This window comes from Nocardiopsis synnemataformans (assembly GCF_965343085.1).
Classification (GTDB): domain Bacteria; phylum Actinomycetota; class Actinomycetes; order Streptosporangiales; family Streptosporangiaceae; genus Nocardiopsis; species Nocardiopsis alborubida.
Map to the genome: position 1 here is coordinate 1 of NZ_CBDRFA010000070.1, position 21,970 is coordinate 21,970.

At 72.5% G+C, this 21,970-nt stretch carries 23 protein-coding genes; 17 read left to right on the forward strand and 6 right to left on the reverse strand.

Going from position 1 to position 21,970, the window contains the following annotated elements:
• The 3 genes from ACSIH6_RS30310 to ACSIH6_RS30320 form a co-directional block, all read left to right on the forward strand.
• On the forward strand, nucleotides 1–259 hold a 259-nt coding region (locus ACSIH6_RS30310), incomplete at its 5' end, for an HNH endonuclease (RefSeq protein WP_435111753.1).
• Between the two features lie 750 nt (nucleotides 260–1,009).
• Nucleotides 1,010–1,456, forward strand: coding sequence for a carboxymuconolactone decarboxylase family protein (locus ACSIH6_RS30315; protein WP_435111754.1), 447 nt, complete (start codon nucleotides 1,010–1,012; stop codon nucleotides 1,454–1,456).
• 121 nt (nucleotides 1,457–1,577) lie between these two features.
• Complete coding sequence (locus ACSIH6_RS30320) at nucleotides 1,578–3,371, forward strand: AMP-dependent synthetase/ligase (protein ID WP_435111755.1); 1,794 nt, start codon at nucleotides 1,578–1,580, stop codon at nucleotides 3,369–3,371.
• Nucleotides 3,372–3,531: 160 nt separating this feature from the next.
• On the opposite strand, the gene ACSIH6_RS30325 is transcribed toward ACSIH6_RS30320, so the two are convergent.
• Entirely contained in the window at nucleotides 3,532–4,062 is a 531-nt protein-coding gene (locus ACSIH6_RS30325; protein ID WP_488186041.1) for a DUF7144 family membrane protein, read from the reverse strand.
• A 231-nt stretch (nucleotides 4,063–4,293) separates the two neighbouring features.
• On the opposite strand from ACSIH6_RS30325, the gene ACSIH6_RS30330 reads away from it, so the two are divergent.
• The 7 genes from ACSIH6_RS30330 to ACSIH6_RS30360 all read left to right on the forward strand — a co-directional run bounded on the left by ACSIH6_RS30330 (nucleotide 4,294) and on the right by ACSIH6_RS30360 (nucleotide 9,709).
• On the forward strand, nucleotides 4,294–4,818 hold the full coding sequence (locus tag ACSIH6_RS30330) for an ArsR/SmtB family transcription factor (RefSeq protein ID WP_435111756.1): 525 nt from the start codon (nucleotides 4,294–4,296) through the stop codon (nucleotides 4,816–4,818).
• A gap of 10 nt (nucleotides 4,819–4,828) precedes the next feature.
• A complete protein-coding gene (locus ACSIH6_RS30335) occupies nucleotides 4,829–5,905 on the forward strand; it encodes a serine hydrolase domain-containing protein (RefSeq protein ID WP_435111757.1) in 1,077 nt (358 codons plus the stop codon).
• Complete coding sequence (locus ACSIH6_RS30340) at nucleotides 5,902–6,285, forward strand: hypothetical protein (RefSeq protein WP_435111758.1); 384 nt, start codon at nucleotides 5,902–5,904, stop codon at nucleotides 6,283–6,285. The genes ACSIH6_RS30335 and ACSIH6_RS30340 overlap by 4 nt, the downstream gene beginning before the upstream one ends.
• Before the next feature lie 270 nt (nucleotides 6,286–6,555).
• The gene (locus tag ACSIH6_RS30345; RefSeq protein ID WP_435111759.1) at nucleotides 6,556–8,172 is read left to right on the forward strand and encodes a sensor histidine kinase; all 1,617 of its coding nucleotides are present in this window, start codon (nucleotides 6,556–6,558) and stop codon (nucleotides 8,170–8,172) included.
• A gap of 61 nt (nucleotides 8,173–8,233) precedes the next feature.
• Nucleotides 8,234–8,659 carry a roadblock/LC7 domain-containing protein gene (locus ACSIH6_RS30350; protein WP_435111760.1) on the forward strand — a complete coding sequence of 142 codons (426 nt, stop codon included), beginning with the start codon at nucleotides 8,234–8,236 and terminating at the stop codon, nucleotides 8,657–8,659.
• On the forward strand, nucleotides 8,656–9,018 hold the full coding sequence (locus tag ACSIH6_RS30355; RefSeq protein ID WP_435111761.1) for a DUF742 domain-containing protein: 363 nt from the start codon (nucleotides 8,656–8,658) through the stop codon (nucleotides 9,016–9,018). Before ACSIH6_RS30350 ends, ACSIH6_RS30355 begins: the two co-directional genes overlap by 4 nt.
• A complete protein-coding gene (locus ACSIH6_RS30360) occupies nucleotides 8,999–9,709 on the forward strand; it encodes a GTP-binding protein (RefSeq protein ID WP_435111762.1) in 711 nt (236 codons plus the stop codon). The genes ACSIH6_RS30355 and ACSIH6_RS30360 overlap by 20 nt, the downstream gene beginning before the upstream one ends.
• Nucleotides 9,710–9,767: 58 nt before the next feature.
• On the opposite strand, the gene ACSIH6_RS30365 is transcribed toward ACSIH6_RS30360, so the two are convergent.
• The gene (locus ACSIH6_RS30365) at nucleotides 9,768–11,066 is read right to left on the reverse strand and encodes an RNA-guided endonuclease InsQ/TnpB family protein (protein WP_435111763.1); all 1,299 of its coding nucleotides are present in this window, start codon (nucleotides 11,064–11,066) and stop codon (nucleotides 9,768–9,770) included.
• A gap of 92 nt (nucleotides 11,067–11,158) precedes the next feature.
• On the opposite strand from ACSIH6_RS30365, the gene ACSIH6_RS30370 reads away from it, so the two are divergent.
• Nucleotides 11,159–12,424: a cytochrome P450 gene (locus ACSIH6_RS30370; protein WP_435111764.1), complete on the forward strand. Its 1,266-nt coding sequence runs from the start codon at nucleotides 11,159–11,161 to the stop codon at nucleotides 12,422–12,424.
• A gap of 125 nt (nucleotides 12,425–12,549) precedes the next feature.
• Here ACSIH6_RS30370 and ACSIH6_RS30375 read toward each other — a convergent pair whose 3' ends face one another.
• Nucleotides 12,550–13,776 (reverse strand): cytochrome P450, encoded by a 1,227-nt coding sequence (locus tag ACSIH6_RS30375; RefSeq protein WP_435111765.1) that lies wholly within the window; start codon nucleotides 13,774–13,776, stop codon nucleotides 12,550–12,552.
• Between the two features lie 206 nt (nucleotides 13,777–13,982).
• Between ACSIH6_RS30375 and ACSIH6_RS30380 the strand changes: the two genes are divergently transcribed.
• Both ACSIH6_RS30380 and ACSIH6_RS30385 read left to right on the forward strand, forming a co-directional pair.
• The gene (locus tag ACSIH6_RS30380; RefSeq protein WP_435111766.1) at nucleotides 13,983–14,675 is read left to right on the forward strand and encodes a HEAT repeat domain-containing protein; all 693 of its coding nucleotides are present in this window, start codon (nucleotides 13,983–13,985) and stop codon (nucleotides 14,673–14,675) included.
• On the forward strand, nucleotides 14,662–15,693 hold the full coding sequence (locus ACSIH6_RS30385; RefSeq protein ID WP_435111767.1) for a HEAT repeat domain-containing protein: 1,032 nt from the start codon (nucleotides 14,662–14,664) through the stop codon (nucleotides 15,691–15,693). Before ACSIH6_RS30380 ends, ACSIH6_RS30385 begins: the two co-directional genes overlap by 14 nt.
• A gap of 130 nt (nucleotides 15,694–15,823) precedes the next feature.
• Here the strand turns inward: ACSIH6_RS30385 and ACSIH6_RS30390 are convergent, their stop codons facing one another.
• The gene (locus ACSIH6_RS30390) at nucleotides 15,824–16,780 is read right to left on the reverse strand and encodes an SDR family NAD(P)-dependent oxidoreductase (protein WP_435111768.1); all 957 of its coding nucleotides are present in this window, start codon (nucleotides 16,778–16,780) and stop codon (nucleotides 15,824–15,826) included.
• Between the two features lie 222 nt (nucleotides 16,781–17,002).
• Between ACSIH6_RS30390 and ACSIH6_RS30395 the strand changes: the two genes are divergently transcribed.
• Nucleotides 17,003–17,974: an alpha/beta fold hydrolase gene (locus ACSIH6_RS30395; RefSeq protein ID WP_435111769.1), complete on the forward strand. Its 972-nt coding sequence runs from the start codon at nucleotides 17,003–17,005 to the stop codon at nucleotides 17,972–17,974.
• 134 nt (nucleotides 17,975–18,108) lie between these two features.
• Here ACSIH6_RS30395 and ACSIH6_RS30400 read toward each other — a convergent pair whose 3' ends face one another.
• Nucleotides 18,109–19,125 (reverse strand): methyltransferase, encoded by a 1,017-nt coding sequence (locus tag ACSIH6_RS30400; RefSeq protein ID WP_435111770.1) that lies wholly within the window; start codon nucleotides 19,123–19,125, stop codon nucleotides 18,109–18,111.
• 196 nt (nucleotides 19,126–19,321) lie between these two features.
• Here ACSIH6_RS30400 and ACSIH6_RS30405 point away from each other — a divergent pair, with 196 nt between their 5' ends.
• Genes ACSIH6_RS30405 through ACSIH6_RS30415 form a run of 3 tightly spaced genes read left to right on the forward strand, consistent with a single transcriptional unit; the run spans nucleotide 19,322 to nucleotide 20,835 of the window.
• A complete protein-coding gene (locus ACSIH6_RS30405; RefSeq protein ID WP_435111793.1) occupies nucleotides 19,322–19,819 on the forward strand; it encodes a nitroreductase family protein in 498 nt (165 codons plus the stop codon).
• The gene (locus ACSIH6_RS30410; protein WP_435111771.1) at nucleotides 19,800–20,117 is read left to right on the forward strand and encodes a DUF6092 family protein; all 318 of its coding nucleotides are present in this window, start codon (nucleotides 19,800–19,802) and stop codon (nucleotides 20,115–20,117) included. Before ACSIH6_RS30405 ends, ACSIH6_RS30410 begins: the two co-directional genes overlap by 20 nt.
• Nucleotides 20,101–20,835, forward strand: coding sequence for a tRNA-dependent cyclodipeptide synthase (locus tag ACSIH6_RS30415; RefSeq protein WP_435111772.1), 735 nt, complete (start codon nucleotides 20,101–20,103; stop codon nucleotides 20,833–20,835). The genes ACSIH6_RS30410 and ACSIH6_RS30415 overlap by 17 nt, the downstream gene beginning before the upstream one ends.
• 91 nt (nucleotides 20,836–20,926) lie before the next feature.
• Here the strand turns inward: ACSIH6_RS30415 and ACSIH6_RS30420 are convergent, their stop codons facing one another.
• A complete protein-coding gene (locus tag ACSIH6_RS30420) occupies nucleotides 20,927–21,946 on the reverse strand; it encodes a methyltransferase (protein WP_435111794.1) in 1,020 nt (339 codons plus the stop codon).
• Between the last annotated feature and the right edge of the window lie 24 nt (nucleotides 21,947–21,970).

The following is a 21,970-nucleotide window of genomic DNA, read 5'->3' on the forward strand; positions in this document are numbered from 1 at the left end:
CCCGGGCGGATGCGAAGTACCGGTCGCGTTCTGCCAGGCCGACCACGTCACCTCCTTCTCCCGGGGAGGGCGCACCGAGGTCGCGAACCTGCAACCGCTGTGCGGCCCGCACAACCGGGCCAAGTACCAGCGCGAACTGCGCGCACACCAGCAACACCACCGGTCACGCAACGGCCATCAAACCCACCCGCTCCGCCAAGGCAGCCCAGGGCGAGGACACCCACCCGACGGGGATCCGGATCCACCGTCCCGGGAATGACACCCCGGTCAGGCCGTGCCCCGGCATGCCCGTGCCCGTGCCCGGCAAGCAGCCCGGGCCCCGCGCTCACCGTCGTCGCTGCCACCGTCGCTCGCCCCCACCACGGGGGTCGGCACCGCTGCCCGAGGCCCGCCAGTCTCGCTGCCTTTGGTGCCGACGCCGCCACCGCCACCACCCGCGACCAGGGCGTTGAACGGGAACCCCAAACACCCGCTGCCTTTGGTGCCAACGCAGCAGAGACCGACCATCTCCCGACCCCGGGCGTTGGTCGCGGCCCGGAGCACTTCGCGGCAGCTGCCGACGCAGGAACGAGTAACCATCTCCGAGCCCCTGCCGTTCACCGCCCTCCCGCGCCCCCGACCGCCTCCCGCGCCCCCGACCGCCTCCCGCGCCCCCGACCGCCTCCCGCGCCCCCGACCGGCCCCGGGCCCCCGACCGGCCCCGGGCCCTCCTCCCAGAGATCTGGGTCGGCCGTCGGTCCCGCTTGGGGTCCTACCTCCTGCGGTGTGCCCTGCCTGTGGATCTACGTGGGAATCGGAAAAATAATAAAAGTCGCAGAAAATGAAAAAAGGAAATAGTTGGTTTTTTCGGGTGCGTGGAATGTCCCGTATCGCATCGAAAAACCGATCGAGTCCAGCTTCTTGCGTCCGGTTCCGACCTTGGCCCCGCAGCGCCCGGACCCCGTTGGTAGCGTTGTGGTTCGGGTCCCGGCCGGGACGGTGAAAGTGTTCGACGAGGAGGGCGGCCCCCGTGGCGAAAGAACGCGTGATCTGGGCGAAGAAGCTTCCCGAGGTCTACAGCAAACTGGACGAGATCGACAAGGTCATCTCCGGACACCTGGACGGCACCCTGCTGGAACTGGTCAAGCTGCGCGCCTCGGTGCTCAACGGGTGCTCCTTCTGCATCGACCTGCACACTCAGCGCGCCCTGGAGGCGGGGGAGTCCCAGCAGCGGCTCTTCCTGGTGTCCGCCTGGTACGAGGCCGGCGAGATCTTCACCGACGCCGAGCGGGCCGCCCTGGCACTCACCGACGAGATCACCCGCCTGGGCGAGCACGGGGTGTCCGACGAGGCCTACGACGGCGCCGCCGAGCACTTCGACGACCAGGAGCTGTCCGCGCTCATCGCTGGCATCGCGATGATGAACCTCTACAACCGGCTGGCCGTCACCAGCCACCTGCACCCGCGCAAGCGCTGAGCCTGGCCCCGCTCCGGGGGAGGGATCCCTGCCTCGGAGCGGGGCACCCGTTTCCTGGGTAGGGATGAGTGCGCCCGACCCCCGTCGGCCGCGCACGGAGGTCCCGGACCCAGGAGCGCCCATGCCCCCCACCGGACGGACCCTTCCGAGCCTGCTCGCCCGCAACGCCGCCGACCACCCGGACGCGCCCGCCCTGTCCTGGCGCGCGCCGGACGGCGGCGACTGGGCCACCCTGACCTGGTCGCGGGTGCGCGACCGCGTCGCCGCGCTCGCCGAGGGCTACACCGCCCTGGGAGTCGAGCCCGGCGACCACGTCCTGCTGATGATGGGCAACCGTCCCGAGCACTGGCTGTCCGACCTCGCGCTCGTCCACGCGGGCGCCGTTCCCACCACCGTCTACGGCACGGCCGCTTCCGAGCAGGTCGCCCACATCGCCCGGCACAGCCGCGCCCGCCTCGCCGTGGTCGAGGACTCCGGGACCGCCGCCGCGTGGGAGGGCCTGCTCGCCGACCCCGAGGTCCCCCTCGCCGCGCTGGTCGTCGTGGACGGCGCCGACCCCGACCGCGGCCACACCGACTACGGCACTCTCGCGGACACCCCTGTCGGCACGGCCTTCGACCGCTGGCGCGACCTCGCCCCCGACGACCTGCTCACCGTCGTCTACACCTCCGGAACCACCGGGGATCCCAAGGGCGTGGCGATCACCCACCGCGACATGCTCGCCAACGCCACCGCCCTGGACGCGGCCGTGGACCTCCCCGAGCACCCCGACCACGTGTGCTACCTGCCCCTGGCCCACATCGCCGAACGCATGCTCGGCCTCTACCTGCCGGTCTTTCGCGCCTCCCGCGTGTGGATGTGCGGGAGCCTCCAGGACCTGCCCGGGGTCCTGCGGCACGTGCGCCCGCCCCAGTTCTTCGGTGTCCCGCGCGTGTGGGAGAAGTTCGCCTCCGCCCTGCGCGCCGGGCTCGCCCGGATGCCCGAGGAGACGCGCGCCGCGGTGGACGCGGCCACGGCCGTGGCCGCCGAGCACGTCGCCCACCGCGAGCGCGGCGAGCGGGTGCCCGCCGAACTCGGGGAACGCTTCGAGCGGGCCCGGGCCGAGGTCCTGCTGCCCCTTCTGGCCGGGGTCGGCCTGGACCGGGTGAGCTGGGCCTCCAGCGCCTCCGCGCCGATGCCGCTGGACGTGGTGCGGTTCTGGGCCGGGTTCGGGGTCGTGGTCATGGACGCCTGGGGCCTCACCGAGTCCGTGGGCGTGGCCACCGTCAACAGTCCCGCCACCGGGTTCCGGCTGGGCTCGGTCGGCCGCCCCATCGAAAGCGTGCGGGTGCGGGTGGCCGAGGACGGCGAGGTGTGGCTGCGCGGGGAGTCGGTCTTCGGCGGCTACCTCCAGCCGGACGGGTCGGTGCGCCCGGCCACCGACGCCGGGGGGTGGTTCGCCACCGGTGACGTCGGCCGCCTCGACGAGGACGGCTACCTGTGGATCACCGACCGCAAGAAGGAGCTCATCGTCACCTCCCAGGGCAAGAACGTCGCGCCCGCGCCGCTGGAGAACGCCCTCAAGGAGCACCCGATCGTCGGCCAGGCCTACGTGCACGGTGACCGCAGGCCCTACCTGGTGGCGCTGCTGGTGCCCGACCGCGAGACGCTTCCGGTGTGGGCGGCCGCACGGGGCATCGACACCGGCGGGGACTGGGAGGCGCTGGTCGCCCACCCCGAGGTGGCGGCGGAGGCCGAACGCGCGGTCGCGGCGGCCAACGCCCGGTTCAGCCGTGCGGAAGGGGTCAGGCGCCACCGGCTGCTTCCGGGCGAGTGGGGCCCGGCCACCGGTGAGCTGACCCCCTCGCTCAAACTCCGGCGCCGGATCGTCCGGGAGCGCTACGCCGACGCCCTGGCGGAGCTGTACGGCGACTGATCTCAGGCCTTTTCCTGGCTGGAACAGGTTCGTGGTCCGCACGGACGTGGACGCGCGGCCGCCGGACCGGGCATGGTAGTCGTCCAGGGCCCGTGACCCGCATCCGGGCGCGTGAAACCGCCCCCGTCCTGGGGAACGGGGGCGGCCCGGGAGGGGCTCTCTAGTAGTTCTGTCCGGTGGTCTGCTGCGGTCCCGCGTTCTGCGGCGATCCGGTGGTCCCCTCCGGCGACTGCGCGGGCCTGGGTGCCGCGTGGGCGGCGTTGTACCCGCTCTGGTAGGCGCCCTCGTGCTGCTCGGTGCGCCTGGACTCGCGCTCGCGGTCCGGCCAGCCAGCGGTCAGGCCGTAGATCACCAGCAGGTCCACGGCGATGGCCACCATCGACCACAGCGGCATCGCCATGACGAAGCCCAGTTGGGCGATGGCGTTCACCGAGGCGAGGATCAGGGCGAAGCCCCGGGCCCACGTGCTGCGGGAGAGCACGGCCAGACCGGCGACGATCAGCACCGCCCCCCACAGGCCGAGCAGGACGCCCCAGGAGGTGTATCCCAGCAGGAGCACCTCCGTGCTCGCCGCGGCGTAGAACTGGGGGGTCAGGAGCGCCACCAGCCCCTGGATGACGTTGACCGCCCCGAGGACGATCAGCAGTGTCGCGACGAAGAACTGCCAGCCGTTGGCTGCCTGCGTTCGCATGTCCGGATCCTTCCCGGCCGTCCCCGCTGGCCTCTGCGCGGTCCGGGACGTGGGAACGGCCGCTCGGGTGTCCCTCTTGCGGATGCGCGATCCGCGCGCCTTGTCTTCATCATCCGACCCTGGAGGTCAGCGACACCCCACCCGTTCCTACGGATCGGGTAAAGCTCGCGGGGACGCCGTTCCAGTCACGCAAGTACGTAATTACGGAAAAGTATGTAAGGTGGAGGTGTGGTGGACAGGACGACGGAGGAGCGGCTGGCCCAGCTGGAGGCGCGGGTCAGTGCGCTGGAGGCGGCCGGCGAACACGGAACCGGGGCGCCCGGGGCGCAGGCGCTCGGGGACGCGTTCTTCGCGCTCAACGCCCTGCGGGAGCACGTCACCGGACACGGCGGCGTGGTCTTCGCCGGGATCGTCCGCGACGGCGAGGGGGAGGAGAACGCGCTGGAGTGGCAGCAGGGGCTGTCGGTCGAGCGCCTGGAGGAGTCCGACTGGGACCGCCACGCCGCCAGCCTCGACGCCCTGGGCAACCCCGTCCGGCTCCAGCTGCTGCACGCGGTCTGGAGGGGCACCGGGACCGTCGCCGCCCTGGCCGAGCGCTCCGACTTCGGCACGACCGGCCAGATCTACCACCATGTCAACCTGCTCGTCGCCGCCGGGTGGCTCACCACCGTCCGGCGCGGCCACTACGTCATTCCACCGGAACGCGTCGTCCCCCTGCTCGCCATCCTCACGGCGGCGGGGGGAGCGCCCCAGTAAGGAGGGCTCTGTGAGAGCCGGAGGGCGGACCGTCGCGGTCGCCTGTGCGGTGGCCGTCCTGGTCGTCGTGCTCGGGATCGCCGCACGGCCGCACACACCCGCCCTGTCCACCGAGGAGTCCGGGGACCCCGGGCTCCTCGACCGGGCGCGCCCGCTGCTGTCCGAGGGCGTGCGCGACCGCGTCAGCGTCGTCGAGGTCGCCGGCGGCCGGGTGAGTTTCGCCCACTTCGGCGCGGACGACGACACCGACTACGAGACCGGCTCGGTCAGCAAGGCCATGACCGGGATGCTGCTGGCCGACGCGATCGAACGCGGCGAGGTCGCCGCGGACACCCGGCTCGGGGAACTGGTCGACCTGGACGGCGCCCCGGCCGCCGACGTCACCCTGGCCGAGCTCTCCAGCCACCGCTCCGGCCTGCCCCGGCTCTCCACCCGCCTGTCCGACATGGCGGTCTCGTTGGCGGCCGTCTACCTGGGCGGCGACCCCTACCCCTACGACCACGACACCCTGGTCGCGCAGGTGGCCGCGGCCGAGCTGTCCGACCGCGGCGAGTCCCACTACTCCAACATGGGCACCGCGATCCTGGGCCACGCCCTGGCCAACGCGGCCGGGACCGACTACGCCACCCTCCTGCGCGAGCGGCTGCTCGACCCCCTGGGGATGGACGACACGACCCTGCCCGACTCCGAGGAGGACCTGCCCGAGGACGCGACCCTGGGCTACACCGACAAGGGGCGCGCGGCCGACCCCTGGCTGGCTCGCGCCTACGCGCCCATGGGCGGCGTGCGCTCCACCCCCGCCGACATGGCGCGCTTCGCCGAGGCGCTGCTGGAGGGCACCGCCCCGGGCGCGGCGGCCCTGGAGCCGCGCTGGGACGACGGCAGCGGCGGCCGGATCGGGTTCGCCTGGTTCACGGAGGAGCACGGCGGCACCGAGGTCACCTGGCACAACGGCGGCACCGGCGGCTTCTCCTCCATGGTCGCCCTGGACCGGGAGGGCGAGCGGGCGGTGCTGGCCTTCGGCAACACGACCACCGGACTGGAAGCGCCCGTCCTGGAGCTGTTGACGGGGGAGGACGCCCGATGACCCTGATGGAGCTGTTGCCCTACGCCGGAGGCGTGTTCCTCAACGGCCTCTGCGCCCTGAGCGCGGCGGACGTCCTCCTGCGGGCCCGCGGCCGGGGCAGGTTCCGCCTCGCGGACCGCTGGGACGCGCTGAACCGGACGGCCCACACGCTCTTCTTCCTGGTGCTCTCGCTGCTGCTGACCGCGTGGGCGCTCTTCCCCGTGGCGGTGTGGTACCTGGACGTGGCCCTGAGCGCGGGGGCCGCCGCGGCCGCGGTGCTGCGCTGGCCCGGCCTGCCCGCGCGCGCTGACGACCCGGGCGCCGCCTCCCGGCGCCACTCCGCGATCGGCACGTTGGCCCTTCTGGCGGGGGTCCTCGCGGTCTTCCTCCTTTTCGCCTGACTCGAGCAGCCGTGCGAAAAGTGCGCAATGCAGGGGTATGTCAGAATTAAGAAGAGCGGAAAAAAGCGGGATGCCGCACTTTTCCGCCGTGTATCCGGGGTTCCTCGCGAGAAAGCCCACGTGCCTTTCGCCCGTGGTCTACGGTGATTTCCGTCCGCCCTCGAATTCCCCGAGGGAAAACCGGGTGGACCTCCCCTGCCCGGAGACCGGGCGACGGGGCCGGGCACAGCCCCGCCCCCTTCGCACGATTGCCCCGCGAGGAACCCACCCATGCCAGTACACCAGTCCGACCGACAACGGCGGCCCCCGCGCCCCGGACAGCAGGCCCTGGTCGCCCTGTTCACCGTGACCGCGCTGGCGGCCCCCGCCTGGTCCTGGGCGGTCATCACAGCCCACCCCGACGCCCGCCAGAGCGTGGCACTGGCCGTCGGCGTGGCCGGAGCCGCCCTGTGCGCCGCCGTCACCGCGGCGGCACACCAGGCCGCGGTGGCCCGCGCCGCGCGCGAGCACGGCACCCGGGTCGACGCCACCGCCCAGGCCCTCGAACGCGAGGCCGAGCACCTGGTCGACCAGCTCCTGCCCGCCCTCACCGAGGGCCTGCGTACGGGTCGCACCGCGCGCGAGGTCCTCGCCGAGCACCCCCAGCCCCGCCACGTCGCGCTGCACCGGCTCACCCACGCCGTCACCGCCGAACTCGACACCGCGCGCGCCCGCGCCGCCGACGCCCTCGCCCGGCGCACCGCGCTGGAGGAGCAGATCGCCGACCTCGACCGCGCCGGGCTGCCCCTCATGGTCGCCCGCGTCCGCGAGGACCGCGTCGACGCCGCCGAAACCCTCCGGGAGGAACTGCCCCCCGTCCACGACGCCCTCGCCCGCCTGCGCGCGCACACGCTGGAGGAGCTGCTGGCCGCCGCCCGCCGCTCCGCCTCGGCCATGGAGACCGCCTCCGCATCCGGCGCCCGCATCCAGGCCCACCTGACCTCCCTGCTGGCCAAGCTCCGCGAGCTCCAGGACCGCTACGGCGACAGCCCCGGCATCTTCGGCGACCTCCTGGACATCGACCACGGCGTCTCCCGCACCGGCCGCCTCGCCGACGGCCTCGTCGTCCTGGCCGGGGGCCGATCGGGCCGCCGCTGGACCCGGCCCATCGTCATGGAGAGCATCCTGCGCGGCGCCATGGGCCGCATCAGCGCCTACCGCCGCGTGCGCCTGCACAACACCAGCACCGCCTCCATCGCCGGGCACGCCGCCGAGGGCGTCATGCAGGCCCTGGCCGAACTCATGGACAACGCCGCCAACTTCTCCGCCCACGGCACCGAGGTGCACGTCTACGTCCAGGAGGAGGACACCGGCCTGTCCGTCACCGTCGAGGACAGCGGGCTGGGCATGCGCGTGCGCGAGCGCAGGCTCGCCGAGAGCCTGGTCACCGAGCCCCGCGACCTGTCCACGCTGCGCGGCACCCGCACGGGCCTGGCGGTCGTGGGCCGCCTCGCCGACAAGCACGCGCTCGGCGTCAGCTTCCGGCCCTCGGCGCGCGGCGGCATCGGCGTCGTCGTCCTCGTCCCGCCACACCTGCTCACCGATCCCCAGCCCGCCCCCGGCGGGCCGCGCGCCGGACACCGCTCCCGGCGCTTCGCGGCGCCCGCGCCCACCGCGGGACCCGGCCCCGGGACCGGCACGGCGACGGACCCCGGCATCGCCACCGCGCCCGCCCGCGCCGCCTCCGGGCTGCCCCGGCGGCGGCGCGGCCAGACCCTCGCCGCGGCGCTGCGGGAGGAACCCGACCAGCTCTCCGCGGGTCCGGCCACGCCCGAGCCCGGCGGCGACCCCGGCACGAGGTTCGCGTCCTTCCGCAACGCCCGCCAGCCCCAACGAGCCGAAGAGTAGAGAAGAGAAACGGAGGGAGGGGCACGCGACCGGACCCGCGCGCGGCTGCCCCGCGACCCCGATGAACACCATGGACACCAGTCTCGACTGGCTTCTGGAGAACCTGCGCCACCGGACACCGGGCATCCGCCACGTGCTCGTGCTGTCCAGGGACGGACTCAGGATGTGCCACACCCGTGAGCTGCACACCGACCGCGCCGACCAGCTCGCAGCCATCGCCGCGGGCATCCAGAGCCTGTCCCTGAGCGCCTCCGCCGAGTTCGGCGACCGAGGCGGCGCGGGCCAGGCCATGGCCGAGTTCGGCGGAGGCGTCCTGCTCATCATCCGCGCCGGAGAGGGCGCCCACCTGGCGGTGATCGCCTCCGGGGACGCCGACGTCGGCGTGGTCGGCCACAGCATGAACGAACTCGTCGAACGGATCGGCGGCTTCCTGACGGCCGCCCCGCGCCGGGGCGAGCGGGCCCGAGCGGGCGCCGAGCAGCCGTGACCCACCACGACGCCCTCAGCGGCGAGGCCCCCGACCGTCTGTACACCGTGACCGGCGGGCGCTCCGACGCGGACACCCGCGCGTTCGACTCGGTCACCCTCGTCGTCGCCGAGTGCGACCCCGTGCCCGGCATGCAGTCCGAGCACGCCGCGATCCTTCGCCTGTGCGCGTACCCGACCGCCGTGGTGGAGCTGTCCGCGGAGCTCGGGCTCCCCGTCAGCGTCGTGCGGATCCTCCTGCTGGACCTGCTGGACACGGGGCGGGTGACGGCCCGCCACCCGGCGGCCCTCACCCGGCAGGAGGCCGGACACGACCCCGAGACCCTGAAGCAGGTGCTCCTTGCCCTCCAACGCCTCTGAACGGCTGGCCGAGCCGAGCCGGGCCCCGCTCGCCGCGACGGCCGACAACGCACTCAAGATCGTCATCGTCGGCGGCTTCGGCGTCGGCAAGACCACCCTGGTCGGCTCCGTCAGCGAGATGCGCCCGGTGAGCACCGAGGAGGTCATGACCCAGGCCAGCGCCGGAATCGACGACCTCGGCGCCGTCCGCGACAAGCGCACCACCACCGCGGCCTTCGACTTCGGGCGCATCACCGTCGACGAGCGGCGCGTGCTCTACCTCTTCGGCGCCCCCGGCCAGAAGCGGTTCTGGTTCCTGTGGAACCAGCTGTTCGAGGGCAGCCTGGGCGCGGTCGTCCTCGTCGACACCGACCGCATCCAGGACTCCTGGTACGCCGTGGACCGGCTCGAACACCACCGCACGCCCTTCGTCGTCGCGGTGAACCGCTTCGTCCCCGGGCCCGCCCTGCCCGAGGTGCGCCGCGCCCTGGACGTGTCCGAGCGGGTCCCCATGGTGGACTGCGACGCCCGCAGCCGCGAGTCCAGCCGCGACGTCCTGGTCACCCTCGTCCAGCACGTGTCCGGACCCGTGGCCGGGTACCCGTCCGCACCGACATCCGGCTCCGCACCCGGACCGGCACCGGCATCCGCGTTCGCACCCGGGTTCGCATCCGGCCCCGCATCCGCACCGACCCAGGAGGAGACGACTTGACTTCCTCCCCCTCCTGAAGGGAGGGGGATTCCGATACGCGCTGGCGCGCGCACGGGCCTTACGGCCCGACCCTCGCAGGCCCGGTTTCCTGCTTCGTCGCCGACCGCGGAAGGGAGGACCCTTGCCGACTGACACCAGCTCCCGCCCCTACTGCGCGGGCTTCGCCAGGATCGCACAGCGGGGGCCCGGCATCACCCGGTACGTGCTCTCGGGCTGCGACTCGACCAGCCGCAAGGATGTTCTTCGCCGCGTTCACATCCCGATCATGTCGAGTGCGGCAGGCAGGACACGTCCACAACCGGGTGCCCAGCGAAAGCGTGGCCAGCAGGTACCCGCACTCCGAACAGGTCTTGGAGGAGGGAAACCACCGGTCCACCACGACCACGGTGCGTCCCGCACGCGCGGCCTTGTACTCCAACTGGCGGCGAAACTCCCCCAGCCCAGCGTCCAACACCGCCCGGTTGAGCCCGGCCTTTTGCCGCACCCGCCTGCCCGGGACCTGGACGGTACCGCGTGCGGAGGAAGTCATCCCGCGCACGTTGAGGTCCTCGATCGCGATCACATCGTGCTCGCGCACCAAACGCGTGGTGGTCTTGTGCAGGAAGTCCTGGCGGGCGTGGCGGACCTTGCGGTGCGCCGCAGCGACCTTGGCCCTGGCCTTGCGCCGGTTGGCCGACCCGCGCTGCTTGCGGGCCATCCGCCGCTGGTACCGGGCCAGATTCTTGGCTTTGCGTTCCAGGTGGCGGGGGTTGGCGATCTTCTCACCCGTGGACAGGGTGGCGAAGTCCTTCACCCCCAGGTCCACACCGACCTCGGAGGCGGCCTCAGGCGGGTGCGCGGGATCGTCGATGTCCACGGCGAAGGTGGCGTACCAGCGCCCGTCCGCCTCACGGGAGACGATGACCGTGGTCGGGTTCAGCGATGCGAGGTCGACATCGTCGAACGACCACGCCAGACGCAAGGGTGCGGTCTGCTTGGCCAGCGTCAGGTGCCCGTCACGCATCCGAAACGCCGACCGGGTGTAGTGCGCCGACTGTTTGGAGTCGCGGGACTTGAACCGGGGGTACTTGGCCCGACCCGCGAAGAAGTGGGAGAACGCAGTGTGCTGGTGGCGCAGCGTCTGCTGCAGGGGGACCGAGGACACCTCGGACAGGAACGCCAGGTCCGCGCCGCGTTTCCACGCGGTCAGCGCGGCGTCGGTCTGTTTGTAGGAAGTTTTCTCGCCTCGCTGGTGGTAGGCGGTGTGGCGTTCGGCGAGGGTTTTGTTCCATACCAGGCGCACGCATCCGAACGTGCGGCCCAGTTGGGCCGTTTGTTCGGGGTCCGGGTAGGCCCGGCACTTGTACGCCGTCCGCATGCACGCAAGGTTACAGGAGGTAACTTTATGAGTAAGTCATGTTCCGGATTCTTCCCCGGCGTGAACGCCGGGGCATCCTCCGGGAGGGTCTGGTGAACCGCACCCCGGGTCCGGAGGCCGCGGCACCGGCCAGCAGCGGCCCGCCGCCACCCTCTCCGGACCACGCGGGGGCCGCCCGCTTCTACGGCCCCGACATCGCCCGCGACCCCGCCGGACTCTACGAGGAGCTGCGCGGGCGCTACGGCCCGGTCGCGCCCGTGCTGCTCGACGGGGACGTCCCCGCGTGGTTCGTCATGGGCTACCGGGAGCTGCACCACGTCACCAGCAGGCCCGAGTGGTTCGCCCGCGACTGCCGCCGCTGGAACCAGTGGGACCGCGTCGGCCGCGACTGGCCGCTCATGCCCTACGTGATGTGGACGCCCTCGGTCATGTTCGCCGAGGGGGCCGAGCACCAGCGGCGCGCCGGCGCGATCGGCGACGCCCTGGACGCCGTGGACCGCACCGACCTCAAGGCCCTGTGCCAACAGGCCGCCGACGGCCTCGTCGACGCCTTCTGCGCCGAGGGTGAGGCCGACCTGGTCGCCCAGTACGCGCACCACATCCCCGCGATGGTGGTCGCCCGCCTCTACGGCCTGCCGGAGGCGGAGGTCCCGGCGCTGGTGCGCGACGTCGTGCTCTCGCTCGACGTGACCGCCGACGCGAGCGGCGCCCACCAGCGCCTGCACGCCCGCCTGGACGCCCTGGTCGCCGACCGCCGCGCCGCGCCCCGCGACGACGTCCCCTCACGGCTGCTGCTGCACCCGGCGGGCCTGAGCGACGCCGAGGTGGTCATCGACCTGCTGGTGGTCCTCGCCGCGGCCCAGGCGCCCACCGGCAACTGGATCGGCAACACCCTGCGCCTGATGCTCACCGACGACCAGTTCTCGCTCACCCTCCAGAGCGGGCGCAGCAGCGCGGGCGAGGCCCTCAACGAGGTGCTGTGGAAGAACACCCCCACGCAGAACTTCATCGGCCGGTGGGCCGTGCAGACCTGCGAGCTGGGCGGTCGCGGCATCCGCCGCGGCGACATGCTGGTGCTGGGACTGTCGGCGGCCAACGCCGACCCCCGCCTGCACGCGGGGCTCCCCGACATCTACGGCAGCAACCGCGCGCAGATGTCCTTCGGCCACGGCGAGCACGGGTGCCCCTTCCCGGCACCGGAGATCGCGGAGATGATCGCCCGCACGGCGGTGGAGAGCCTGCTGGACCGGCTGCCGGACGTGCGGCTGGCGGTGCCCCCGGACCGGCTGGAGTGGCGGCCGTCGCTGTGGATGCGCGGACTCTTCGAGCTCCCGGCGCGCTTCACGCCCCGGCGGTAGGGGTGGCCGAAAGTGTTGCTGGCGTGACGCAAGGTGCCCTGACCAGCCGGTGAGTGAGGCGCGCCCGTCCGCCCCCTCCGCCGTGACCGGTCAGGGGGCGGACCCGCGGGTTCCGCGGCGCCGGGTCAGCCCGGGGACGGGACCGGCGTGAACCGCAGCGGCAGCCGGGTCAGCCCACGGGTGAAGACCCCGGTCTCCTCCAAGGCGGCGCCCTCGGCCAGGCGGACGTCGGGCATGGCGTCCAGCAGCTGGTTGGTCGCCACCCGCACCTCCGCCTCGGCCAGCAGGGCGCCCACGCAGAAGTGGCGTCCCAGGGCGAAGGCCAGGTGCTCGGCCGCGGCGGAGAAGGAGGTGGCGTCCCCGAGTTCGGGCCGGTGGACGTCGAAGGAGTCGGGATCGGCGAAGCGGTCGCCGTCGCGGTTGGCCGAGCCGATCAGGCAGATGACGGTCGCCCCGGCGGGCACGGTCGCGCCGCCCAGTTCCACGTCGTGCGCGGGCTGGCGCATGATCATCTGCACGGGCGGGGTGTAGCGCAACGTCTCGGCGAACGCGCGCGGGATCAGGCTCCGGTCCTCGCGCACCCGCGCCAGCTGCTCGGGGTGGGTGACCAGGTTGGCGAACATGCTGGACACGGCCTTGTCGGTGGTCTCCCCGCCCGCGGCGAGCAGCAGACTACAGAAGGCCTTGACGTCCTCGTCGCTCATCCGGGTGCCGTCGACCTCGGCGGTGCACAGGGTGGACAGCAGGTCCTCGCCCGGGTTCGCCCGCCGCTCGCGGATGATCGGCAGCATGTACGCGGCGAACTCCTCGCGGGTGCGCAGCCCCTCCTCGGCGACCCGCGGGTCCTGCGACAGGTTGCCCAGGAAGGCGATGATCGAGGTGTACCAGTGGTGGAACCGGTCGTGGTCGGCCCGTTCCAGGCCGAGCATGTCCGCGATGACGTTGACGGGGAAGCGGGTGGCGAACTGCGCGACCAGGTCCACCTGGCCCGTGTGCCGGAAGGCGTCGACCAGTTCGCGGCTGTTGCGCTCGATGACGGGCCAGAACCGCTCCCGCAGTTCGCTGCCGCGGAAGGCCGGGGCGACCAGCGCGCGGCGCACCGCGTGTTCGCGCCCGTCCAGTTGCAGGATGGTGCGCCCGTGCACCGGTTCCAGCTGCCAGTCGTAGTTGCGGGTGGTGAAAGCCTCGTCCCGGAAGGCGCGCCTGACGTCCTCGTACCGGGAGACGACGTAGCTCTGGGTGGCCTCGTGCCAGAACAGGGGAGCCCGCTCGCGCATGGCGCGGTAGGCGGGATAGGGGTTGGCGAGGAATTCCGGGGAAAGGATGTCCGGAACCTCGGGAGCCACGGTCATGACCGATTCTCCTCACCGCTGGGGGTAAGCGCGAGTCTCCACCGTAGGTTTTCCCTCCCGCCCAGGTCCAGAGGAAACATGGTTTTACGGACATGGAATGTGAAGAGGATTCCGGAAGGAATTCCTTTTGTGGGAGATATCGACCAGTGGCATCGCCCACACGCTTGACATTGACACTGTGACAAGGTCTTGGCTGGGTCCCGGAGGTGGTTCCCATCAACACGTCACACACGAACCCACTGGACACGCAGCTGACCAACGCCTTGGCCGCCAGCGCCTCGTCGGCACGCGTCAAGGCCGCCCTCGAGGTCGGCACCCACCCCGACCCCACTCTGGTCGACGCCCTCGTGGCGCGGTGCGCGGTCGAACCCGACTTCTTCGTGCGCGACATGCTCACGTGGGCGTTGACCCGCCTCCCCCCGGACATCACCGTGCCCAGACTGCGCGCGCAGCTGCGTGCGGAGAACGCTCAGGCCCGGAGCCAGGCCTTGCATACACTGTCCAAGATCGGGGACGCCAGCGCATGGCCCGCGATCACGCGGTCCCTGCTGCGCGACTCCGACGACGAGGTCGCCCGGAGCGCATGGCGTGCCGCCGTCGTCCTCGTGCCTGACGGGCGGGAGAGGGACCTGGCCGAGGAACTGGCCACGCAGCTCGGCCGCGGCGACCGGGAAGTGCAGCTCAGTCTGAGCCGCGCCCTCGTCGCACTCGGAGAGGTGGTCGAGCCGATGCTTCGGACGGCGATGAGAGACGATGACCCGAGCGTCCACGCGCATGCGAGCGCCACGGAGCGGCTCCTGCGCGACCCCGACGCCGGTTTCGAACTCGCCGTCGACGAGGCGAAACGATTCGTCGCGCTTGGCGGAGGACGGGGGCCGGAACAGCGTGCTGATCGGTGAGGTGGCGCGTCGCTCGGGCGTGAGCACCAGGATGCTCAGACACTACGACGCCCTCGGACTGGTGCGGCCGACCGGCCGTACCGTGGGCGGTTATCGCGAATACGCCGACGAGGACATCCGGCGGATCTTCCACGTGGAGAGCCTGCGAAGCCTGGGCCTGTCACTGCGCCAGGCAGGACGCGTTCTGGAGGATCCCGGCTTCACACCGTCCGCGCTCATCGGCGACCTCATCCGGGAAACCGAAGGGCGGCTGAGCCGGGAGCAGGAGCTGCTGAAGAGGCTCCACGCGGTCGACGCGTCGGAACCCTCCGGCTGGGAGGAAGTCCTGCGCATCGTCGAACTCCTGCACGGGCTCGACTCGCCGAACGCCGCGCGGCGACAGCAGGCCGTGTTGGCCCCGACCGCGGACGTACCCGCCCAGCTGCTGGCCGAGACGGTTCTGGCCGAATCCGATCCGAACGTCGCCGGGGCCCTGCGATGGGCACTCGCACGGGCGGACCACGACGTCGTGGCGAGCCTGGCACCAGGCTTGGGATCGGAGAACGTCGACGTCCGTCGGCGCGCGGTGCTGGCGCTCACCGAGATCCCCGGTGGCGAGGCGGCCGCGGTGCTCGCAGACGCGCTCGGGGATCCCGACACGACGGTCCGCAGACACGCCGCTCTGGCGTTGGGAGCGCGTGGGACGCCAGAAGCGGTGCCAACGCTCGTCGGCATGGTGGTCGACGGCGCGAACGACGTCGAGGCGGCCGAGGTCCTGGGGGCGTTGGCGCGGGACCCGGAAAGGGCGGGCCGGATCAGGAACGCACTGGTTGACGGGCTCGCCGCCTTTCGCGGGGACTCCGCGGTACGGATGCGACTGGTCCAGGCACTCGTCGAGATGCCGGGGGCCGTTGCACTGGACGTTCTACGGCGATTGGCCCACGACGACGACCGGGCCGTGGCCCGTACCGCGTCGTCCTTCGTGAGGATGCTCGAAGAACAGGCGCGCGACGGCCCCCGAGACACCGCGGATCCGTAGACCGCGACACGGGGAAGCGGACTCCAGGCCAGGGCACGGGGCCGTCCGCGTGCGCGGGGGCACCTCGCACTCCGAACCCGCTCCCCGGGTGCGGTCCGAGAGGCGGCCGGGGCGGGGAGCGGGCCGCTGCTCAGACGAAGGCGTCCTCCCCGGTCAGCTCGGCGGAGAACGCCCACAGGCGCTCGGCCTGCGCGGGGTCGGCCGCGTGGTCGCGCACGCCCTCCACGCCGGCCTCGGTTCCGGCGGGCACGGCGACGTCGCAGTCCTCGCAGTACACCCCGCCCATCCCGGCCAGACGCGGCGAGGTGGCCGCCCACACCTGGGTGGCCGCGCCCTGCTCCGGCGTCTTGAACCCGGGGTCGGCCAGCTCACCGTTCTCGTCGACCCATCCCGCGTCGACCATCTCCCGCCGTGTCATGTGCCGCTGCAACGGGGTGAGGATCGCGCCCGGGTGCAGGGAGAAGGCCCGCACGCCGAAGGGTTCCCCCAGCCTGTCCAGGTGGAGGGCGAACAGCGCGTTGGCGGTCTTGGACTGCCCGTAGGCCAGCCACCGGTCGTAGCCCCGGGCGAACCACGGGTCCTCCCAGCGGATCGGTGAGGCATGGTGCCCGCTGGAGGACACCGACACCACCCGCGCCCCGCCCTCGGCCAGGGCGGGCCAGAGCCGGTTGACCAGGGTGAAGTGCCCCAGGTGGTTGGTGGCGAACTGGTACTCCCAGCCGGGTCCGGCGACGGCCTGCGGGCAGGCCATCACCCCGGCGTTGTCGACGAGGACGTCGATCGCGCGTCCGGTCCTGAGGAAGCGTTCGGCGAAGGCGCGCACGTCGTCCTGGTCGGACAGCTCCAGGCCGTCGACCTCCACGCCCTCGACGCCGTCCAGGGCCTCGGCCGCCGCCTCGGGCCGCCGCGCGGGCACGACGACGCGGGCGCCCGCCCCCGCCAGGGCCCGGGTCGTCTCCAGCCCGATGCCCGAGTACCCGCCGGTGACGACGGCCAGCCGTCCGGTCAGGTCGATTCCGTCCAGGACCTCGCGCGCGGTGCTGCGCCCGCCGAAGCCCGAGCCGATCCTTCGCTGTGGTGTGGTCATGCCCTGACCCTAGGTACTGGAGCGCGCTCCACTTCAAGCGGTGCAGGTGGGAGGGGGTGCCCTCCGGGGACGCCGGGAGTACGGCCGCCTCCCGGGACGGACGCGCCAGCCGCGCCCGGGGACACGTTCGATCCGTACCGCAGGGGAGACGGGAGGCCCCGACCCCGCTGGGATAGCGTGACCGTGACCCCCCACCCCTCAGCAACGAGGAGCGCGCACGCCATGAACGTGGAACACAGGGACGTCGAGGTCAACGGGATCCGGCTGCACGTCGCCGAACAGGGCAGCGGACCGCTCGTCCTGCTCCTGCACGGCTTCCCCGAGAGCTGGTACGCCTGGCGCCACCAGTTCGCCCCGCTGGCCGAGGCCGGGTACCGCGTGGTCGCCCCCGACCAGCGCGGTTACGCCCGCAGCGACCGGCCCGAGGCGGTGGACGCCTACACCCTGCCCCACCTGGTCGGCGACGTCGTCGCCCTCGTCTCCGCGCTGGGGGAGGAGAGCGCGGTCGTGGTCGGCCACGACTGGGGGGCGCCCGTGGCCTGGAGCACCGCCATGATGCGTCCCGACCTGGTCCGCGGCGTCGCGGGCCTGAGCGTTCCGCCGTTCCCGCCCGCCATGATGCCCCCGCCCTCGGCCGCCCGCGCCGTCTACGGCGAGAACTTCTACCAGGTCTACTTCCAGGAGCCCGGCGTCGCCGACGCCGAACTGGCCGCCGACCCCGCCTCGACCCTGCGCCGCATCCTGGTCACCGCCTCGGGCGACGCCCCCTTCGACGAGCCCCGGCTGTGGTTCGCCGCGGAGGGCGGAACCCTGCTGGACACGCTGCCCGAGCCGGAGGAGCTGCCCTCCTGGCTCACCGAGGAGGACCTGGCCGCTTTCACGGCCGACTACTCCGACCCGCAGGCCTTCACCGGACCGCTCAACTGGTACCGCAACAACGAACTCAACCAGGGGCTCATGTCGCCCTTCCAGGGGCGCGTCATCGACGTGCCCGCCCTGTACGTGGGCGGGGACATGGACCTGGTCAGGGCCATGCGCGGCATCCCCGAGCTCCTGGAGAACCTGTCGCTGGTCGCGCCGAGGCTGCACGCCAGCGTCACCCTGCCCGGCTGCGGCCACTGGACCCAGCAGGAGCGGCCCGAGGAGGTCAACGCGGCCCTGCTGGACTTCCTCGCCGCCGTCCACAAGGGCTGAGGCGCGGCCCCGGGTGTGGGGCGCGGTGCGTCTGGTGTTCCTGCCCGGGAGGTGTCCGCACGACCCCGGGCGCGCGGGGCCCGGGGGAGAACCGGGCCCCGCGCACCGGGGTTCGCGGGGCCCGGTGCGCGGGCTCAGGCGCGTACCGCCTCGACGATGCTGGTCTCGTTGCTGGGCAGGACGCGGGTCAGCCTCAGCCCGGCCTGACGGAAGAGGTCGGCGAACTGGGTCCTGGTGCGCTGCTTGCCGTCGCAGTGGGCGAGCATGCTCAGGTCCATGAACTTGGCGGTCCGGGCCGGGCCGGGGGAGTCGGGCACCACCACCTCCGCGAGCAGGACGCGCCCGTCGCCGTTCATCGCCTCACGGCAGTGGGAGAGGATCCGCGAGGCGTCGTGGTCGTCCCAGTTGTGGATGACGTTCGACAACAGGTAGGCGTCGCCGCCCTCGGGGACGGAGGAGAGGAAGTCCCCGCCGACGACGCGGCACCGCTCACGGACGTCCTCCAGCACCGGTCCGGCGTGGGCGACCACCTCGGGCCGGTCGAAGAGCACGCCGCGCAGGCCGGGATGGGCCGACAGCACGATGGCCAGCAGCCTGCCCCGGCCCCCGCCGACGTCCACGAGGGTGCCGTGCGCGCCGAAGTCGTAGCTGTCCGCCACGCCCCGGGTGAGCTGGGCCGAGATGTCGGTCATGCCCTGGTCGAAGACGGCCGCGCTCTCGGGGCGCTCGCTCATGTAGGCCCAGGCCGTCCGGCCGTGCACCTCCTCGAACACCGAGCGCCCGGTCCGCACCGCCTGGGCCAGGTGGGCCATGGTGGACCGCTCGGCCTGGCTGCCGACCCACCGGGCGTAGCCGCGCATGGAGTCGGCCGCGTCGCTGCGCAGGGCGCGGCCGAGTTCGGTCAGGGCGAAGTGCCGCGGCGGCCCCTCCCCGACCAGGTCGAGGTCGGCGCAGGCGCGCAGCAGGCGGTGGAGGGCCTCGGTGTCGGCACCGACCCTCCCGGCGATCTCGTCGACGGACAGGGGCTCGAAGGTCATGGCGTCGGGGACGCCGAGTTCGGCCGCCGCGCTGACGGCGGCCGCCACCCAGCTGGCGGTGATGAGCTCGAACAGTTTCGTGGCGGAAGGACTCAGGGGTGCAGGGGCGGACATCGCGGTCCTTTCGGGTGGTTCCCCTCCCGAGGTCGCGGAGAGGGGCGGCCAGATGCGCCGGTGCGGCATCCATGGAGCCGTATAACAGGGTAAACTACAGAGCGTGCTCAAAAAATCGCATAGTGTGGACAAAGGTTCGAGTGGGGCGGACGCGAACCGACGGTCCCCTCAGCGGTCATCACACGTCCTACAGACACTGACCACCCGCCGTGCCGTGCGTGCCTTCACCGACCGGCCGGTGGACGACTCCCTCCTGGAACCCATGCTGGACGCCATGCTCGCGGCACCCTCGGCGTCCAACAAGCAGGCGTGGGCCTTCGTCGCCGTCCGCGAGCGGCGCACACTGAGGCTGCTGCGCGCCTTCTCCCCCGGCATCATCGAACTCCCGCCGCTGGTCGTGGCGGCCTGCTTCGACCGCTCGCGTGCGGTGGGGGGCTCAAGGGACTCCTGGGACGAGGGCATGCTCTGCGTCGCGATGGCGGTGGAGAACCTCCTCCTGGCGGCCCACTGCCTGGGGCTGGGCGGGTGCCCGTCCGGAAGCTTTCGCGCGGGCCCCGTCCGCAGGCTCCTGGGCCTGCCCGACCACCTGGAACCACTGCTCCTGGTTCCGGTCGGGCACCCCGCCCGACCACTCGCCCCCGCACCCCGACGAGACCGGACCGAGGTGGTCAGCCATGAGCGCTGGGGAGACTGACGTCCGACGTGTCGGCGAGGAGCTCCTCCTGCTCGCCGCCTACCTGCTCAGCAGCGGCCGCGGCCTGCTGGACGAACCGCGCCAGTACGGCACGTTCCGCTGCCTGGACGCCGCCCGGCGCGTCCTGGCCCTCGCGGCCGGAACCGGCCCGCACCACCCGGACCTCGACGTCCTGCGCGGTCGGATGGACGACGTCATGTGCGGGGCGATGGACGACCACGAACTGGACACCTTGCTCGACCAGCTGTGCGAGCGGCTGGCAGCCGTCCTGGAGGATCCCGATGTCATCTCCGACTGAGCCGCGGCCGTCCGACGCGTCCGCGGACGGCTTCGACGTCCTGCCCTTCACCGGTTCCTGCCGTCGCGTGTTCGCGCGGGGGGAGCACGCGCTCATCGGGGTCAGTGCGGGCAACAGCTACTTCAGCCAGCAGCGGCTCGCACGGCTCCTGCACTGGGCGCAGCGGCACTTCGCCGAGGTCGACGTGCTCTACGCCGACCTGCACCTGGACACCATGTACATGGCGTCCGGCAGCAGCGGGGAGCACGCCTCGTCGCGGGCGAACCGGGCGCTCAAGGACGTGCGGCGCCGCATCCGGCGCGCCGTGGAGTCGGCCGCCCCGGCCGCGGGGAACGTGCGCGTGCTCGCCCTGTCGCAGTGCACGGAACTGCCCGGCTACCGGGAGGTCGAGCACCGCCTCGACCGGGAGCACGCCACCGACCCCAGAGTCCGCCGCGCGTGCGAGGAGCACGTACGGCACCTCCTCGGAGCCCAGCCGGACCCGGACGGGGCCAGGCTGCGCGCCGGACTGGCCTACCTGCGCGCCGAACTGCCGTTCCTGCTCAGCACCCCGAAGGTGTTGGGAGTGCCGTCCTCGGTGTGCTGCTACCACGATCTGCTGCCGATCCTGTCCAGGCTGCGCGGCGTCACCTCCTGCTTCCACCCGGAGCAGGGCCACGTCATCGTCCGCCCGGTCGGCCGGTGTCTGCCCTCCCCGGAGGCGGTGGTGTCCTCGTGACCGCTGTGCCGTGGTGTTCCGGGCGGGGTGCTCCCGTAGGGAACGCTTCCGGGTGAGATGACCCCGGGTGGGGCGGGGTGGGTCGGGGCCGCTACGCGCGGCGGACGTCCATGACCGACACCTCGTCCTCGACCCGGTGCACGGCGTGCAGCGCGAGACCCGCCTCGGAGAACAGTCCCTGGTACTCCTCCGCCGTGCGCAGCGGGGCGCCGTACAGCACGAGCATGTACAGACTCATCGCCTGGAGGAAGGGGGTGGCGCTCTCCCGTTCCGGAAGGTGGCCCACGATCAGCAGGCGTGCGGAGCCCTCCATCGCTTCGCTGACGTTGCGCAGGATCCGCACCGCCTCCTCCCGGGGCCAGTTCTGCATCACCCGCGCCATCAGGTAGACGTCCGCCCCCGTCGGTACCTTGTCGAGGAAGCTGCCGCCCACCACGGAGCACCGGTCCGCCACGCCCCGCTCCCGCAGCAGCGGTCCGGCCTGGTCCACCACGTGCGGCAGGTCGAACAGCGTTCCCTCCAGGTGGGGGTGGCGCCGGAGGACGGCGGCCAGCAGCGCGCCCTCTCCGCCGCCGAGGTCCGCCACACGCTCCGCGCCGGACAGGTCCACGTTCTCCAGGAGGGCGTCGACGGCCACGGACGTGTTCATCGCCCTGGTGAACAGCGACGCCGCCTCCCGCTCCTCCTCCAGGTAGGCGAACAGCGGACGGCCGGTGTGCACCTCGAAGGCCGTACGGCCCGAGCGCACCGCCTGCGGCAGGCAGGTCCACGCCTGGAGGAAGTCGCCGTACGTGCACATGCGGAAGAGGTCGCGCAGGCTCCCCGGGACCCCGGTGCGCAGGTGCTGGCCCGCCGCGGTCAGGGCGAACACACCGGGCTCCGGTTCGGCGACCAGCCCGGCCGACGCTCCGGCCCGAAGCACCGAGGTCAGGCCCTCCTCCCGCACGTCCGCGCAGCGGGCCAGGTCCGCCACCGGACGCGGTCCCTCCGCCAGTTCCTCCACCACTTCCAGTTCGACCAACGCGGAAGCCGCGTGCATGAGCATCGCCGACGACACCAGCCGCGCCAGCGGCAGGTCCGTGCGCTCCGCACACGCGGCCGTCTCTTCCATCGCACTCACAGCCAGGCCTCCCAC